Raw genomic sequence first — 15099 nt, forward strand, 5'->3', positions numbered from 1 at the left:
GAGCCACGCCCCGGCACCGAGCATCGCGATCCCGCCCAGGGCACCGACGGCCACCTCGCGCCAGCGCCACGCCAGCCAGGTGTCACCGAAGAGGCGCTGGGCCAGCCCCACGTGCCGCTCACCGGCCAGCGCATCGGCCGCTGCCATCACGCAGTAGATGTCCATCCGCGGGTCGACCGAGACCTGGACCCGGCCACTCGTGGTGGCGAGCGTGCCGTCGTAGTTGGAGAAGGCCGGCTCGCCGTCCGTCCATGAGGTCACGCACCCCCCGTCGATTCCGACGTTCTCGCGACGGATCACCGATCCGTCGAGCGTCGAGATCGTGACGAGGGCGCCGGTCGTGTGTCCCAGCGCAACGGCCAGGCGGGCCCGGTCTGGGGAGAGGGTGGGCGACCACTGGCTGAGGCCGTCCACTTCCCTCGCCCGCAGGTCGAGCGGCACCCGCTTCACGACTTCGCCGGTGACGCGGGTGGCGACCAACGCGGCCGTGCGAGCGCGTCCTTCCCCCGAGGCCCTCACCCACGCGAGGGTGTCGGCGTCGAGCCAGCCCGCCATCCAGCCCACCCGGCGAGGCACCGGCTGGACGGAGCCGTCCGGGTCGAGCACCAGGCCACCACCGTCGGCGTCGGTGTCCCAGGCGTGAGCGGGGAGGAAGAGACGCGATCCGTCCGGCGACCAGAAGCCGGGAGTCTGCGGAGCCAGCCAGTGGGTCTCGTCCCGGGGGATGCTCCGGTTGTCCCCGATCTCGTCGAACCGATGCTCCGCCCCGGTGACGAGGTCGCGGATCACGTAGCCCGAGCCATCGTCGAGGAACCCGAGCATCCGACCGTCCTCGGAGAGGACCGGGGGGAAGTCGTCGACGGGAACGTCTGCCCCCACGCGCCACGTCCGACCCTCGGCGGACACCCCGTGCCACTGGGAGCCGCCCTCGTGGACGAGCAGCGCCAACGGCCCCGGCTGGTCGGGCAGGTCCCGCTCGAACCACGGCTTCAGTACGTGCCCGGGGTGGCCGGTCACACCGGGCGCCGGGTCACCGCCGGCGACCGGCGGCTCCGACGCCCGCGGGAGCTGGTTCACGACGCCACCGGCCAGCACCACCAGCGCCGCGACGGCTGCGACCGTGCCCAGCCGCCGACGGTGGCGGCGACGCCGCCCTGCGCGCCAGGCGGCGCCCGCGTCGGCCCCGACGTATGCCGGGACCTCGGCGACGAGGTCCTCCAACGGCTCACGCAGATCGGTCATCGGATCGGCTCCTCGACGAGGTCGGACAACAGGTCGGGAGCGAGCACGCGGAGTCGCTCGAGGGCCTGTCGGGTCTGGGACTTCACGGTGTTGGGCGAGCAGCCGAGCACGCCCGCGGTCTGGACCTCGGTCAGGTCGTCGTAGAAGCGCAGCGACAGCACCGCGCGCTGCTTCGGCGTGAGGCGGAGGAGCGCCTGGCGCAGCACCAGGCGGCGTTCCACGTCCGGTCCGTGCTGGCCGAGCTCGGGATGGCTGTCCCCCATCACCTCCGCCGGTCGCACGCTGCGTCGGCGCCAGGTGTCGATGGCCCGGTGGTGCATGACCCGTCGCGCATAGGCGTCCGGATCTCCCCGTCGGGAGACCCGGGACCAGTGGTCGGCCACCCGGGCCAACGTGTCCTGCACCAGGTCCTCGGCGAGGTGGACGTCACCGGTCAGCAGGTACGCCGAACGCGCCAAGCTGCGTGAGCGCGCCTGCACCCACTCCTCGAAGTCCTGCACACCTGTAGTCACGCACGTCGGGGCCGGTTCGGGTGGGGGGCTGGCCGAGTTCGGTCCCGCGATCAGCTGCCGAGCCTCAGCTGCTCGGCCGTCTCCTGCCGCATCTGGACCTTGCGCACCTTGCCGGTGACGGTCATCGGGAACTCCTCGACCACCAGCACGTAGCGCGGGACCTTGTAGTGCGCCAGCTTCCCCGCGGCGAAGGCGCGGACCGCCTCGGCGTCCAGCGGGGCTGCCCCCTCGCGCATCCGCACCCAGGCGCAGAGCTCCTCGCCGTACTTCTCGTCCGGGACGCCGATCACCTGGACGTCCTCGACGTCGGGGTGGGTGTGCAGGAACTCCTCGACCTCGCGGGGGTAGATGTTCTCCCCGCCCCGGATCACCATGTCCTTGATCCGGCCGACGATCGTGCAGTAGCCGTCCTCGCGCATCACGGCCAGGTCGCCGGTGTGCATCCAGCCGTCGGCGTCGATCGTCTCGGCGGTCTTCTCCTCGTCCTGCCAGTAGCCGAGCATCACCGAGTAGCCGCGGGTGCAGAACTCCCCGGTCTCGCCCCGCTCGACAGTCCTCCCGGTGACCGGGTCCACCACCTTGATCTCGACGTGCGGGTGCACCCGCCCGATCGTGGCGGTACGACGCTCGAGGTCGTCGTCGGTGCGGGTCTGGCAGGAGACCGGCGAGGTCTCGGTCATCCCGTAGGCGATCGCGACCTCGGTCATGTTCATCTCGTTGACGCAGCGCTTCATCACCTCGACCGGGCAGATCGAGCCGGCCATGATCCCGGTGCGCAGTGTGGAGAGGTCGTGCTCGGCGAAGCTCGGGTGGTTCTGCATCGCGATGAACATCGTCGGCACGCCGTAGAGGGCCGTGCACCGCTCGGTCTCGATGGTGCGCAGGGTCGTCTCCGGGTCGAAGCCGGGCGCGGGGATCACCATCGTGGCGCCGTGGCTGGTGCAGCCGAGGTTGCCCATCACCATCCCGAAGCAGTGGTAGAAGGGCACCGGGATGCAGAGCCGGTCCTCGTGGGTGAGGTCGATCAGCTCGGTGGTGAAGTAGCCGTTGTTCAGGATGTTGCGGTGACTGAGGGTCGCGCCCTTGGGGTAGCCGGTGGTGCCCGAGGTGTACTGGATGTTGATCGGGTCGTCGGGCGTGAGCCCCGCCATCCGCTCGGCCACCGCGTCGTCCTGCAGGCCCTCGCCGCCGGTCACCAACGCGGCCCAGTCCTCGGTGTCGACGTACACCGTCCGCTCCAGCGGGAACGAGGAGTCGGCCGCGGCGACGACCTCCTCGACCATGTCCCGGTAGTTGCTGGTCCGGAAGCTCGAGGCGGCCAGCAGCAGACGCAGCCCGCTCTGGTTGACCGCGTAGGCGAACTCGTGGGTCCGGTACGACGGGTTCACGTTGACCAGGACCACGCCGATCTTGGCGGTGGCGAACTGCACGAGCGTCCACTCCGCGCAGTTGGGGGCCCAGATGCCGACCCGGTCGCCGACCTCGAGCCCGGCCGCCAGCAGGCCGCGGGCGAGGGCGTCGACGTCGCGGTCCAGCTCCGTCCAGGTCCAACGGCGACCGGTGGCCACCTCGACCAGCGCCTCGCGGTCCGGATGGGCCGCGACGGTGCGTTCGAAGTTGGCTCCGATGGTCTCATCGAGCAGGGGCAGGTCGAGTTCTCCCGAGGCGTACGACTCCATGGCAGCGAACCTACGTCGTCGTCGGCGTCCCCGCGACCGGGGCGAGCGGCACGTCAGGCAGCGCGCCAGCCGCGGTCGACGTGCGCGCTGAGCGAGCAGAAGTAGGCATTGATCCGGTCGTCGTCCCAGCCCCGGGCCTCGCGCAGTCCCACCGCGAGGACCTCCAGGTAGCCGGACGACGGCCGCGTGTGCGGCACGTGGTCGGTGCCGTGCGGTGCGGTGAAGAGCAGCAGCGGGACGTCGTCGTGGCGACCCACCTCGACCAGCGTCTCGTAGTGGCCGGGCCCGGCGGTGTGCCGCCCGCCGGCCAACGGGTCGAGGACGATCTCCTCGATCGGGTCGCCCTCCTCGGGGATCCGGTGCATCTCCTGGGCAGCGATGTCGGCGAACTGACCGGCGGTGACCAGGAACGCCCGGGCCGCGGTGGCGCCGGGGGTGTCGTGGTCGTAGAAGGCGACTCCCCCACCCCACTGCGGCGAGGTGCCGGCGAACCACGTCGTCCCCGGCAGGTCCACCGCCATGTCGCGCAGCGGCGGGTCGGGGTTGCGCGCACCCGGGTTGGTCCGGCTGCCGCCGGGAGGGCGGCCACCCTCGAGGTAGCAGCCCAGCCGGTCGGCGGACATGTTGGAGCCGTAGCTGACGTACCAGACGTGAGACATGAGCCCCCACGCTACGCAACGGATGCGCGGCGTGGGGGCTCCCCGAGATGTCAGGCCCGGCCGGGCCGGGGTCGTCTGCCGGCGTCAGTCGTCCGCGAGCACCCGGTCGTGGCGCAGCGACGAGGCCCGGGTCTCCTTGGCGAACCAGACCGCCACGACCGTGATCACCGAGGCGATCGCGACGTAGATGCCCACCGCCGTCGTGTTGCCGTCGTCGAGGTCGCCGAGCAGCTTGAGCGCGATGATCGGGGCCAGCGCACCGGCGAAGATCGAGGCGAGCTGGTAGCCCACCGAGGCTCCGGTGTAGCGCACCGACGTGCCGAACAGCTCGGAGAAGAAGGCCGCCTGCGGGGCGTACATCAGCGAGTGCAGGATCAGGCCGACCACGACGGCGAAGAGGATCAGGTTCGGCTCGCGGGTGTCGAGCAGGTTGAAGAAGACGAACGTCCAGACGCCGACCCCGATGGCCCCGGCCAGGTAGAGCGGACGACGCCCCACCACGTCGGAGAGCGCACCGATCGCGGGCACCACGAAGAACTGGACGGCGGCACCGATCAGCAGGGCCTTCAGGATGATCGACTGGTCGACCTCGAGGTAGGAGGTGACGTAGGTGATCGAGATGACCGTGAAGATGTAGTAGCTGATGTTCTCCGACATCCGCATGCCCATCGCGATGAAGACCTCGCGCGGGTACTCCTTGACGACCTCGAGGATCGGCATGCCGCGACCGGTCGAGGCGATCTTGCCGTGCGCCTCCTGGAAGACCGGCGACTCCTCGATGGAGAGCCGCACCCAGAGGCCGACCACGACGAGGACGGCGCTGAGCAGGAACGGGATCCGCCAGCCCCAGGCGAGGAAGTCGGCCTCGGACTGCACGGCCGCGAGCACCCAGAGGACACCGGTGGCGAGCAGGTTGCCCAGCGCCACCCCGGCCTGCGGGAAGGAGGTCCAGAAGCCGCGGCGCTCGTCGCTGCCGTGCTCGGCGGCCATCAGCACCGCGCCGCCCCACTCGCCCCCCACGGCGAAGCCCTGCAGCAGCCGGCAGAAGACCAGCATCAGCGGGGCCGCGATGCCGATCGAGGCGTACGTCGGCAGCAGGCCGATCGCGAACGTGCCCACACCCATCAGCAGCAGCGAGGCCACCAGCATCTTCTTGCGACCGACCCGGTCGCCGAAGTGGCCGAAGACGATCCCGCCGAGCGGGCGGGCCGCGAAGCCGAGCGCGTAGGTCATGAAGGCGTAGAGGGTGCCGTTGGTGCCGCCGATCTCGCCGAAGAAGACCTCACCGAAGACCAGGGCGGCAGCAGAGCCGAAGAGGAAGAAGTCGTACCACTCGGTGGCGGTGCCGATCAGGCTGGCGAAGACGACCTTGCCGATGGAGCGGCGGCTCGGGTCCACCCCCTGCGGGTTGGGGGGCATGGTCTGGGTGGTCATCGTGCGTCCTTTCGAGGGGGCGATCGGGTGGAGGGTGCAGGGGGATCAGGCGGCGGTCCAGCCGCCGTCGAGCAGGAACGAGGAGCCGGTCACCGACGACGAACCGGGCCCGCACAGGAAACCGACCATCTCGGCGACCTCCTCGGGCTCGACCAGTCGCTTGACCGGGGTGCGAGCGAGCAGGACCTCGTCGAGGACCGCGCTCTCGGGGATGTCGTGGGACTGCGCCTGGGCGGCGATCTGCCCCTCGACCAGCGGGGTGCGGACATAGCCGGGGCAGACGGTGTTGCTGGTGACGCCCTTGCCGGCGGCCTCCAGCGCGATCACCTTGGAGAGGCCTTCCAGGCCGTGCTTGGCGCTGACGTACGCCGCCTTGTACGGCGAGGCGCGGTGACCGTGCACGCTCGAGACGTGGACGATCCGGCCCCAGCCGCGCTGGTACATCCCCGGCAGCAGGCGACGGGCGAGCCGGAAGGGGGCCTCGAGCATCAGGCGCTGGATCAGCGCGAACATCTCGGGGTCGAACTCCTCGACGGGAGCGACGTGCTGGATACCGGCGTTGTTGACCAGGATGTCGGCCTCGAGGGTGAGCGCGTCGATGGCCGCGCCGTCGGTCAGGTCGAGGGCGTGCGCGTCACCGTCGATCAGGGCGGCGACCTTGGCGGCCCCCTCCTCGTCGCGGTCGAGCACCGTCACGTGGGCGCCGAGGACGGCGAGACGGGTGGCGACGGCGGCACCGATGCCGCTCGCGCCGCCGGTCACCAGGGCACGGCGACCGGACAGGGCTGTGACGGGGGTCTCGGACATGCTCCGACCGTAGGTCCGGTCGAGTCCGCTCAAGAACCGCCCGGATCACCACAGATCAGGCGTGGATATGTGTCACAGAGCCATCAGGGCCTGCGCCAGGTCCTCCCAGAGGTCCTCGACACCCTCGAGCCCGCACGAGATCCGGAGCAGCGCGTCGTCGGGGCGGGCATCGGCCGCCACCGGCCGGTGGGTCAGACCGGCAGGGTGCTGGATCAGGGTGTCCACGCCGCCGAGGGAGACGGCGTGGGTGATCAGGGCGCAGCGCTGGGCGACCTGGGCGGCAGCCGCGTGACCACCGCGCAGCTCGAAGGCCAGCATGCTGCCCGGGCCGTGCATCTGGGTGCCCACCAGGCCGAGCGGGTCGCACTCCTTGAGGCCGGGGTACATCACCCGCGCCACCTGGGCGTGCTCGGCGAGCCGGACGGCCAGGGTCGCTGCGGTCTCCTGCTGGGCGCGCACTCGCAGCGGCAGGGTCTGCAGACCGCGGTGCAGCTCGTAGGCCGCCAGCGGGTGCAGGACCGCCCCGGTCACCGCCCGGACCTGACGCAGCCGGACCGCCCACTCCTGCGAGGTCGCGACGACCCCACCCATCACGTCGCCGTGACCGCCGAAGAACTTGGTCGCCGAGTGCAGCACCAGCGCCGCGCCCTGGTGGACGGGCTGCTGCAGCACCGGGGTGGCGAAGGTGTTGTCGACCAGGACCGGGACGTCGCCCGCCTGGGCGACCACGGAGGCGATGTCGACCAGGTCGACGCTCGGGTTCGCCGGCGTCTCCATCACGACCAGGCCGGTGTCCGGACCGATCAGCTCGTGCACCCGGTCCGGGGTCGCCCAGTCGACCCGGGTGCCCAGCAGGCCGGTGGCCAGCACGTGGTCGGTGCCGCCGTACAGCGGTCGGACGGCGACCACGTGCGGACGCCCGGCGGCGACGGCCGCGAGCAGCACGGCACTGAGCGCCGCCATCCCGGAGGCGAAGCCCACCGCCGCCTCGGTCCGCTCCAGCTGGGCGACCGAGCGCTCGAAGCGGTCGACGTTCGGGTTCCACAGCCGCTGGTAGACCAGCGAGTCGCCGGCGTCGGGCACGTGCCCGGTGGCGAGGTTCTCGTAGGACTCCCCGCCGGTCATCAGCGAGTCCAGCGGGTACGTCGTGGAGAGGTCGATCGGCGGCACGTGCAGACCCTGCGCCAGCAGGTCCTCGCGGCCGGCGTGAACAGCGGTCGTGTCGAAGTGCGTCATGGTGTGACCATGCGATCTCGTGCGCCGGAGCGCAACAGATCCGCAGAAGGTTCGGACGATTCGCCATTAGCCGAAGAAGTCACTGAATCGCGGGCGTAGGGTGGTCCCGTGCCGAAGAACCCTCCGGGCCCCGCGCCACGCTCCCGACCGGTCCTCGACGACGTCGACCGGGCGATCGTCACCCAGCTGCTCAAGGACGGACGCACGCCCAACGTCGAGCTCGCCCGACTGGCCGGGGTCGCCGAGTCCACCTGTCTGGCCCGGGTGCGTTCGCTGCGTGAGCGCGGGCTGGTCACCGGGGTGATCGCGGAGGTCGACCTCGCCCGGCTGGGGCTGCCCGTCCAGGCCATGGTGGCGATCCGGTTCTCGGGGCACCTGCGGGCCGACGTCGACGCCTTCGCCGAGGAGGTCACCCAGCTCTCCGGCGTGGTCGCGGCCTACAACATCTCCGGGGCCAACGACTTCTTGGTGCATGTGGCCTCCGCGACGCCCGAGGACCTGCGCGACTTCGTGCTCGACAACCTGACCGGGCGGCCCGGGGTGGTCTCCGCGGAGACCAGCCTGGTCTTCCACGTGAACCGCGGGCAGAACGTGCTCTCGCTGGACTGAGGCCGATCAGCTGCCGGCCGGAGCCGTCCGGAGCCGGTGCACCCGCAGCGCGAACTGGAGGTCGAGGCCGCTGGCGGGCTCGCGCCAGGCGGCGCCGAGCAGGTCGGTGATCCGGTCGAGACGCTGGACGACCGTGTTCGGGTGCACGTGCAGTCGGGTCGCGGTGTCCTTGACCCGACCCCCGGTGGCGAACCACGCCTCCAACGTCTCGACCAGCCGGGTCCCGCGCTGCTCGTCGTAGCCGATCACCGGCCCGAGGGTGAGGTCGACGTACTCGGCCAGCTGCTCGGGGCCGTTCTGTCCGAGCAGGAGCCGGGTCAGACCGAGGCCGACGGGGTCGCTGACCTCGCCGTGCCGGCCGAGCGCGGTCAAGGTGTCCAGGCAGCGACGCGCCTCGGCGTACGCCGCCGGCAGCCCGGCCACCCCGCTCTCGGGGACCACGGCGACCCCCACCGTCGCTCGGGCCCCCTGCCCGGCGACCGCGTCGCGCAGTCGGCGCCCGACCGCGACCGCGTCGTCGTCGGGCAGCAGCAGCACGACCGCGCCCCGGTGCTCGCCGGCCAGCCCGCGATGGGTGGCCGCCAGCCGGGCAGCGACCCGGGCGGCGGCGTGGCGCTCCATCCCGTCGATCGCCGCCACCGCGACCGCCAGCGGGGCGTCCAGCGAGACCCGTTGGCGCCGGGCGCGCTCGCGCACCAGCACCGGGTCCGGCGACTCGGACTCCAGCAGGTCGCCGAGCAGCTCACCGCCGAGGCGCTCCTCGGTCTGGGCGACGGTGCGGGCGAAGAGCAGGACGAGCGCGGTGACCAGGGCTCCGCGCTCCAGGGTGCGCCGCTCGGCGCGGTCGAGCGGCTCGCCGCGACCGTGCAGCACCAGGGTCGCGAGGTGCTCGCTGCCGGCGAGGGCTGCGGCCACGTAGGTGCCGTCGAGTTCGGCCGAGCGACCCGAGCCGACCGCCTCGGCGACCGCGCCCACCCAGCTGCCGGGGGCCGGGGTCCCCGCCATCAGCTCCCCGCTCGGCTCGTGCACCGCGAGGTCGCCCCCGAGCACCTCGGCCAGGACGGTGGCGACCTCGTCGACCCCGCCGCCGTGCAGCAGCAGGTCGGTCAGCCGGTCGTGCGCCTGCGCGGCGCTCTCCACGGCCGTCGCGTGGCGGGTCATCGTCCGGTGGGCCTCGTCGAGCTCGGCGAAGAGCCGGGCGTTCTCCAACGCCACCGCGGCGTGGGCCGCGAACGAGGTCAGCAGGCTGACCTCGGAGGGCGGGAAGGGGCGCACGGTGCGGTGCACCGCGAGCAGGGTGCCGATCACGCGTCCCTCGAGGACCAGCGGGACGCCGAGGATGGCGCGGATCTTCTCCCCCGCCACCGCGTCGTCGATGAACGGCTTGTGCACGAACCGCTCGTCGCTCTGGTAGTCCTCGGTGAAGTACGGCGCACCGGTCTGCGCGACCAGCCCGAGCAGGCCGGTGCCCAACGGGAGCTTGAGGGTGCGGAACTCCTGGGTGAGCGCGCCGTCGGTCACCTTCATGTACGACGCGCCCTCGCCCTCGTCGTTCAACGACAGGTAGGTCATGTCGGCGTTGAGCAGCTGGCGGGCCCGGCGGGTGATCGCGAGCAGGATCGCGTCGACGTCGCGGATCGCGGTCAGGTCGCTGGCGGTTGCGTAGAGCGCGCTGAGCTCGGCCTCGCGAGCCCGCTGCCGGGCGATCAGCTCCCGCAGGCGCAGGGCCACGTCGTACTGCCGGCGCAGCGAGGTTCGCGCCTCGTCCGTGGCGGCGCAGCGCTCCTGCTGGGCGAGCAGCTCCTCGAAGGCCGCCCGCGGCGCCTGGTCGTAGAGCAGCTCCACGAACGACCCGGTCGCTTCGCTCGCCTCGGCCGTCACGAGCGGAGTCTAGGACCACCCAGCGGCTGGCGGGAGTCGCGTGCGGACCCGGCCCGGTAGCGTGGGAACGATGTCCGGACCGTCCCCCCGCACCGGCGGGTACCGCACCCTCGCCGACCAGCTGCGCAGCTGGCCCGACGAGCGGCTGGCCCGACTGCTGATGGCCCGCCCCGACCTGGCCACCCCGGTGCCGCACGACTTCTCCCAGCTGGCCTCACGGGCCGCGACCCGGGCCTCCCTGCTGCGCGCGCTGGACCTGCTCACCCGTCAGGAGCTCTTCGTCCTCGATGCCCTGGTCATCGCCGGCCAGAGCACCCAAGAGGACCTTGCCGAGATCGTGCACGCCGAGCCGTCGGCCGTCGCCCGCTCGCTGGAACGCCTGCTGGACCTCGCCCTGGCCTGGGAGTCCACCCAGGGCCTGCGCGCGCTCAGCGGAGTCGCCGAGGGCCTGACCGGTGGTCCGGCGACCGGGGTCAGCGGACTCCGTCCGGTCTCAGCCGAGCCGCCCACCCCCGACGACGTCCTGCGCCGGCTCGGCGAGCTCTCCGAGCCGGCCCGCGCCCTGCTCGTCCACGTCGCCGACCACGGCGGCGAGGCCACCACCGGCTCCGCCCGCCACACGGTCACCCCCGACGACGCGGCCACCCCCGCCGAGGAGCTGCTGGGACGGCGACTGCTGGTCCCGCGCGGCGGCGGCACGGTGGTGCTGCCCGGCGAGGTCGGGCTGGCGCTGCGCGGCGGCCGCACCACCTCCGAGCCGATCGACGACGAACCCGTGCTCGCGATCTCCGAGCGTGACCAGGCCAGCATCGACCGGACCGCGGCCGGGGCGGCCTTCGAGGCGGTCCGGCGGGTGGAGCTGCTGCTGGACCACTGGGGCACCGAGCCACCGTCCGCCCTGCGCTCGGGCGGGCTGGGGGTGCGCGACCTGAAGGCGACCGCGGTGCACCTGCACGTCGACGAGCCGGTCGCCGCCCTGATCGTCGAGATCGCCGCGGCTGCCGGGCTGTTGGCGACGGCAGCCGACCCCACCGGCCAGCCGGCGTGGATCCCCACCGACGCCTTCGACGCCTGGACGGCGAGCTCGATCGAGGAGCGGTGGACCGCGCTGGTGCGCGCCTGGCTGGAGAGCCCGCGGATGCCCGGCCTGGTCGGCTCGCGGGACGGGGCCGGGAAGCCGTGGAACGCCCTCTCCCCCGAGCTCGCCAGCACCGGTCAGGTCGAGAGCCGCCGGATGACGCTGGACGCACTCGCCGAGCTGCCCGCCGGCCAGGTGCTCGCCGCCGGGACCGGGCTGCCGTCCCTGGTCTCCCGGGTCACCTGGCTGCGGCCGCGCCGCCCCCGCACCCGTGCCGACCAGGTCGCCTGGGCGGTCAGCGAGGCCGCCGCCCTGGGCGTGACCGGCCTGGGCGGGCTGGCGTCGTACGCGCGCTCGCTCGTGGCCGGCGAGGAGAAGGCGGCCCGCGCGACCCTGGCCGAGCTGATGCCCCGCCCGGTCGACCACGTGCTGATCCAGGCCGACCTGACCGCGGTCGCCCCCGGCCCGCTCGAGTCGGGGCTGGCCCGCACCCTGCAACTGCTCGCGGACGTCGAGTCGCGTGGCGGCGCGACCGTCTACCGCTTCAGCCCGACCTCGGTACGCCGGGCGCTCGACGCCGGCTGGGCCGCGGTGGAGATCCACGACTTCGTCGCCGAGGTGTCGCGTACGCCGGTGCCGCAGCCGCTGACCTACCTGATCGACGACGCCGCCCGGACCTTCGGGACGATCCGGGTCGGGCACGCCGAGGCCTTCCTGCGCGCCGACGACGAGGCCGCCCTGACCGAGCTGCTGCACCATCCCAAGGCAGGCACCCTGGGGCTGCGCCGGATCGCGCCCACGGTGCTGATCAGCACCACCCCGCTCGACGTGCTGCTGCCCCGGCTGCGCGACCTGGGCGCCTCGCCGGCCGTGGAGGCCGCGGACGGCACCGTGCGGGTGGCCCGACCGGACCTGTTGCGGGCACGTCGTCCCCGCGAGCGCCGGGTGGCGGCGGCCCGGTCGGCACACGAGCAGGCGCACACCGCCCAGGTGCTGACCGCGATCCGCTCCGGCGACCGGGTCGCCGCCAGTCGACCGGCCACGCCGTCCGCCTCGCTGTCGCCCAGCGGTTCGCTGGCCGCGCTGCGCGACGCGATCGAGGCCGGCGCCACGGTGCTCATCGGCTACGTCGACAACCACGGCTCCAGCTCGGAGCGGATCGTCGACCCGATCCGGGTGGAGGGCGGCTGGCTGACCGCGCACGACCACCGCAGCGACGACACCCGCACCTTCGCGGTGCACCGGATCACCGGCGTCAAACCCGTCACGCCCGGCTGAGCGCCGACGGCGAGGGGGCGCCCCCGCCCCCGACCTAGACTGGGCGCGTGGACTTCCTGCGCTACGCCGACGCCTCCGCCGGTCTCGTGAACACCGAGATCGGCGACGTCGACGACCTCGTCGGCCACCTGGTGGGCCGCGACTGGCTGCACGAGCAGGTCACCGACCGCGACTGCATGCTGCTGCGCAAGTTCCAGCGCGAGCTGCGGCCGGTCTTCGAGGCCTCCGAGGCCGACGACGTCCGCGCGGTGGTCGACCTGCTCAACGAGCTGATGGTGCGCCACCCGATCACACCCCGGATCGCCGACCACGACGGCCACGACCTGCACCTGCACGTGGCCTCCAAGTCGACCAGCGTGGCGGAGCTGCTGGTCGGCGAGTCGCTGCTCGGCCTGGCCACGCTGATCTGCGACCTGGGTCCGACCCGGCTCGGGGTGTGCAGCGCCGACCGCTGCACGGACGTGTACGTCGACACCTCGCCGAACCAGTCGCGCCGCTACTGCTCGGACCGCTGCTCCTCGCGCGCCAACGTCGCGGCGTACCGGGCCCGGCAGAAGCAGCAGCTCACCGACGAGTCGGCCACCGAGAACACCGCCTGAGCCCGCTGGGGACCCGTCCGTAGACTCGACAGGTGAACGACGGCCCCCTGATCGTCCAGTCCGACAAGACCCTTCTGCTCGAGATCGACCACGAGCGCGCCCAGGACTGCCGCAAGGCCATCGCGCCGTTCGCGGAGCTCGAGCGCTCCCCCGAGCACATGCACACCTACCGGCTGACGCCGCTGGGCCTGTGGAACGCGCGCGCCGCCGGCCACGACGCCGAGCAGGTGATCGACACCCTGCTGGAGTTCAGCCGGTACGCCGTACCGCACGCGCTGCTCGTCGACGTGGCCGAGACGATGGCCCGCTACGGCCGGCTGCGGCTGGAGAAGCACCCCGTGCACGGGCTGGTGCTGGTCTCCAGCGACCGGCCGGTGCTCGAGGAGGTGCTGCGCGCCAAGAAGATCGCCGGCATGCTCGGCGACCGGATCGACGCCGACACGGTGGTGGCGCACGGCTCGGAGCGCGGCAACCTCAAGCAGGCGCTGCTCAAGCTCGGCTGGCCGGCTGAGGACTTCGCCGGGTACGTCGACGGCGAGGCGCACCCGATCGCGCTGGACGAGACCGAGTGGCAGCTGCGCGACTACCAGCGCGACGCCGCCGACTCGTTCTGGCACGGCGGCTCGGGTGTCGTGGTGCTGCCGTGCGGTGCCGGCAAGACGCTGGTCGGCGCCGCCGCGATGGCGCACGCCCAGGCCACCACGCTGATCCTGGTGACCAACACGGTCTCGGCCCGGCAGTGGAAGGACGAGCTGCTGCGTCGTACCTCGCTGACCGAGGACGAGATCGGCGAGTACTCGGGCGCGGTCAAGGAGGTCCGGCCGGTCACGATCGCGACGTACCAGGTGATGACGACCCGTCGAAAGGGTGTCTACTCCCACCTCGAGCTGCTCGACGCCCGGGACTGGGGCCTGATCATCTACGACGAGGTCCACCTGCTGCCGGCGCCGATCTTCCGGATGACGGCGAACCTGCAGGCGCGCCGCCGGATCGGGCTGACCGCGACGCTGGTACGTGAGGACGGCCGTGAGGGCGACGTCTTCTCACTGATCGGCCCCAAGCGCTACGACGCCCCGTGGAAGGACATCGAGGCGCAGGGCTGGATCGCGCCGGCGGAGTGCATCGAGGTCCGGGTGACGCTGCCGACCAACGAGCGGCTGGCCTACGCGACCGCCGAGCCCGAGGAGCGCTACCGGCTGGCGTCGTGCACCCACCACAAGATCGACGTGGTCCGCGACATCGTGAAGCAGCACCCGGGGCAACCCACCCTGGTGATCGGGCAGTACATCGACCAGATCGACGAGCTGGCCGAGGTCCTGGAGGCGCCGCTGATCAAGGGCGAGACCCCGGTCAAGGAGCGCCAGCGCCTCTTCGACGCCTTCCGCACCGGCGAGATCGGGCTGCTGGTGGTCTCCAAGGTGGCCAACTTCTCCATCGACCTGCCCTCGGCGGAGGTCGCGATCCAGGTCTCGGGCTCCTACGGCTCACGCCAGGAGGAGGCCCAGCGGCTCGGGCGGCTCCTGCGACCCAAGGACGAGGGCAAGTCCGCGCACTTCTACACGATCGTCTCCCGCGACACCGTCGATGCCGACTTCGCCCAGAACCGGCAGCGGTTCCTGGCCGAGCAGGGGTACGCCTACCGGATCGTGGATGCGGAGGACCTGCCCGCCTGAGGGGGCCGCCGCGAGCGACGCCCGGCGGAGCGCCTCGCGAGGCGGAGGAGGGAGGCGGGTCGGAGTCCCTTCACCCGGCGCGGTGGAGCGCGTCGCGAGGCGGAGGAGGAGGCGGGTCGGAGTCCCTTCACCCGGCGCGGTGGTCGAACTGATCGCGCCCGACTGGCTCGCGGAGGGTCTCGAAAAACTCGTGTCCACATGGTGGAAGAACGGCCGGTTCTGGCGGCCAAACTGTCGGTGGTCCCGGCTTGACTTGTTCCATGACCGAGACGCTCGCCGACGTGGACACCGCAGCCGCGGTGTTGGACTTCGCGCGGGGTCAGCGGTCGGTCGCCGACGCTGCCGAAGCGAACCTGCTGCAGGCCGCGGTGGCGTGGGCTGCCATGCACTCGACCGACTCGTTGGCGGACGC

At 72.4% G+C, this 15099-nt stretch carries 12 protein-coding genes; 4 read left to right on the forward strand and 8 right to left on the reverse strand.

What is annotated here, in order from left to right; all coding sequences use genetic code 11:
• The 7 genes from ABZE72_RS10960 to ABZE72_RS10990 all read right to left on the reverse strand — a co-directional run.
• The coding region (locus ABZE72_RS10960) for a hypothetical protein (protein WP_372729063.1) at positions 1–1242 on the reverse strand (1242 nt) is incomplete at its 3' end.
• The gene (locus ABZE72_RS10965; RefSeq protein WP_372729064.1) at positions 1239–1742 is read right to left on the reverse strand and encodes a SigE family RNA polymerase sigma factor; all 504 of its coding nucleotides are present in this window, start codon (positions 1740–1742) and stop codon (positions 1239–1241) included. The genes ABZE72_RS10965 and ABZE72_RS10960, both read right to left, overlap by 4 nt.
• A gap of 62 nt (positions 1743–1804) precedes the next feature.
• Positions 1805–3433: an AMP-binding protein gene (locus ABZE72_RS10970; RefSeq protein WP_372729065.1), complete on the reverse strand. Its 1629-nt coding sequence runs from the start codon at positions 3431–3433 to the stop codon at positions 1805–1807.
• A 53-nt stretch (positions 3434–3486) separates the two neighbouring features.
• Entirely contained in the window at positions 3487–4092 is a 606-nt protein-coding gene (locus tag ABZE72_RS10975) for a histone deacetylase (RefSeq protein WP_372729066.1), read from the reverse strand.
• An 84-nt stretch (positions 4093–4176) separates the two neighbouring features.
• Positions 4177–5526, reverse strand: coding sequence for an MFS transporter (locus ABZE72_RS10980; RefSeq protein ID WP_372729067.1), 1350 nt, complete (start codon positions 5524–5526; stop codon positions 4177–4179).
• 45 nt (positions 5527–5571) lie between these two features.
• The gene (locus ABZE72_RS10985; RefSeq protein WP_372729068.1) at positions 5572–6333 is read right to left on the reverse strand and encodes a 3-hydroxybutyrate dehydrogenase; all 762 of its coding nucleotides are present in this window, start codon (positions 6331–6333) and stop codon (positions 5572–5574) included.
• Between the two features lie 72 nt (positions 6334–6405).
• Positions 6406–7569: a PLP-dependent aspartate aminotransferase family protein gene (locus ABZE72_RS10990; RefSeq protein ID WP_372729069.1), complete on the reverse strand. Its 1164-nt coding sequence runs from the start codon at positions 7567–7569 to the stop codon at positions 6406–6408.
• 108 nt (positions 7570–7677) lie between these two features.
• Between ABZE72_RS10990 and ABZE72_RS10995 the strand changes: the two genes are divergently transcribed.
• A complete protein-coding gene (locus tag ABZE72_RS10995; RefSeq protein WP_372729070.1) occupies positions 7678–8178 on the forward strand; it encodes an Lrp/AsnC family transcriptional regulator in 501 nt (166 codons plus the stop codon).
• Positions 8179–8184: 6 nt separating this feature from the next.
• Here ABZE72_RS10995 and ABZE72_RS11000 read toward each other — a convergent pair whose 3' ends face one another.
• Positions 8185–10059 (reverse strand): helix-turn-helix domain-containing protein, encoded by a 1875-nt coding sequence (locus ABZE72_RS11000; RefSeq protein ID WP_372729071.1) that lies wholly within the window; start codon positions 10057–10059, stop codon positions 8185–8187.
• A gap of 70 nt (positions 10060–10129) precedes the next feature.
• Here ABZE72_RS11000 and ABZE72_RS11005 point away from each other — a divergent pair, with 70 nt between their 5' ends.
• From ABZE72_RS11005 to ABZE72_RS11015, 3 genes are read left to right on the forward strand one after another with little or no spacing between them, the layout of a single operon-like run.
• Positions 10130–12415 carry a helicase-associated domain-containing protein gene (locus tag ABZE72_RS11005; RefSeq protein WP_372729072.1) on the forward strand — a complete coding sequence of 762 codons (2286 nt, stop codon included), beginning with the start codon at positions 10130–10132 and terminating at the stop codon, positions 12413–12415.
• Between the two features lie 47 nt (positions 12416–12462).
• Entirely contained in the window at positions 12463–13014 is a 552-nt protein-coding gene (locus tag ABZE72_RS11010) for a CGNR zinc finger domain-containing protein (RefSeq protein WP_372729073.1), read from the forward strand.
• 32 nt (positions 13015–13046) lie between these two features.
• Positions 13047–14687 carry a DNA repair helicase XPB gene (locus tag ABZE72_RS11015; RefSeq protein WP_372729074.1) on the forward strand — a complete coding sequence of 547 codons (1641 nt, stop codon included), beginning with the start codon at positions 13047–13049 and terminating at the stop codon, positions 14685–14687.
• Positions 14688–15099 lie beyond the last annotated feature (412 nt).

It is taken from the genome of Nocardioides sp. (genome assembly GCF_041600255.1).
GTDB lineage: Bacteria > Actinomycetota > Actinomycetes > Propionibacteriales > Nocardioidaceae > Nocardioides.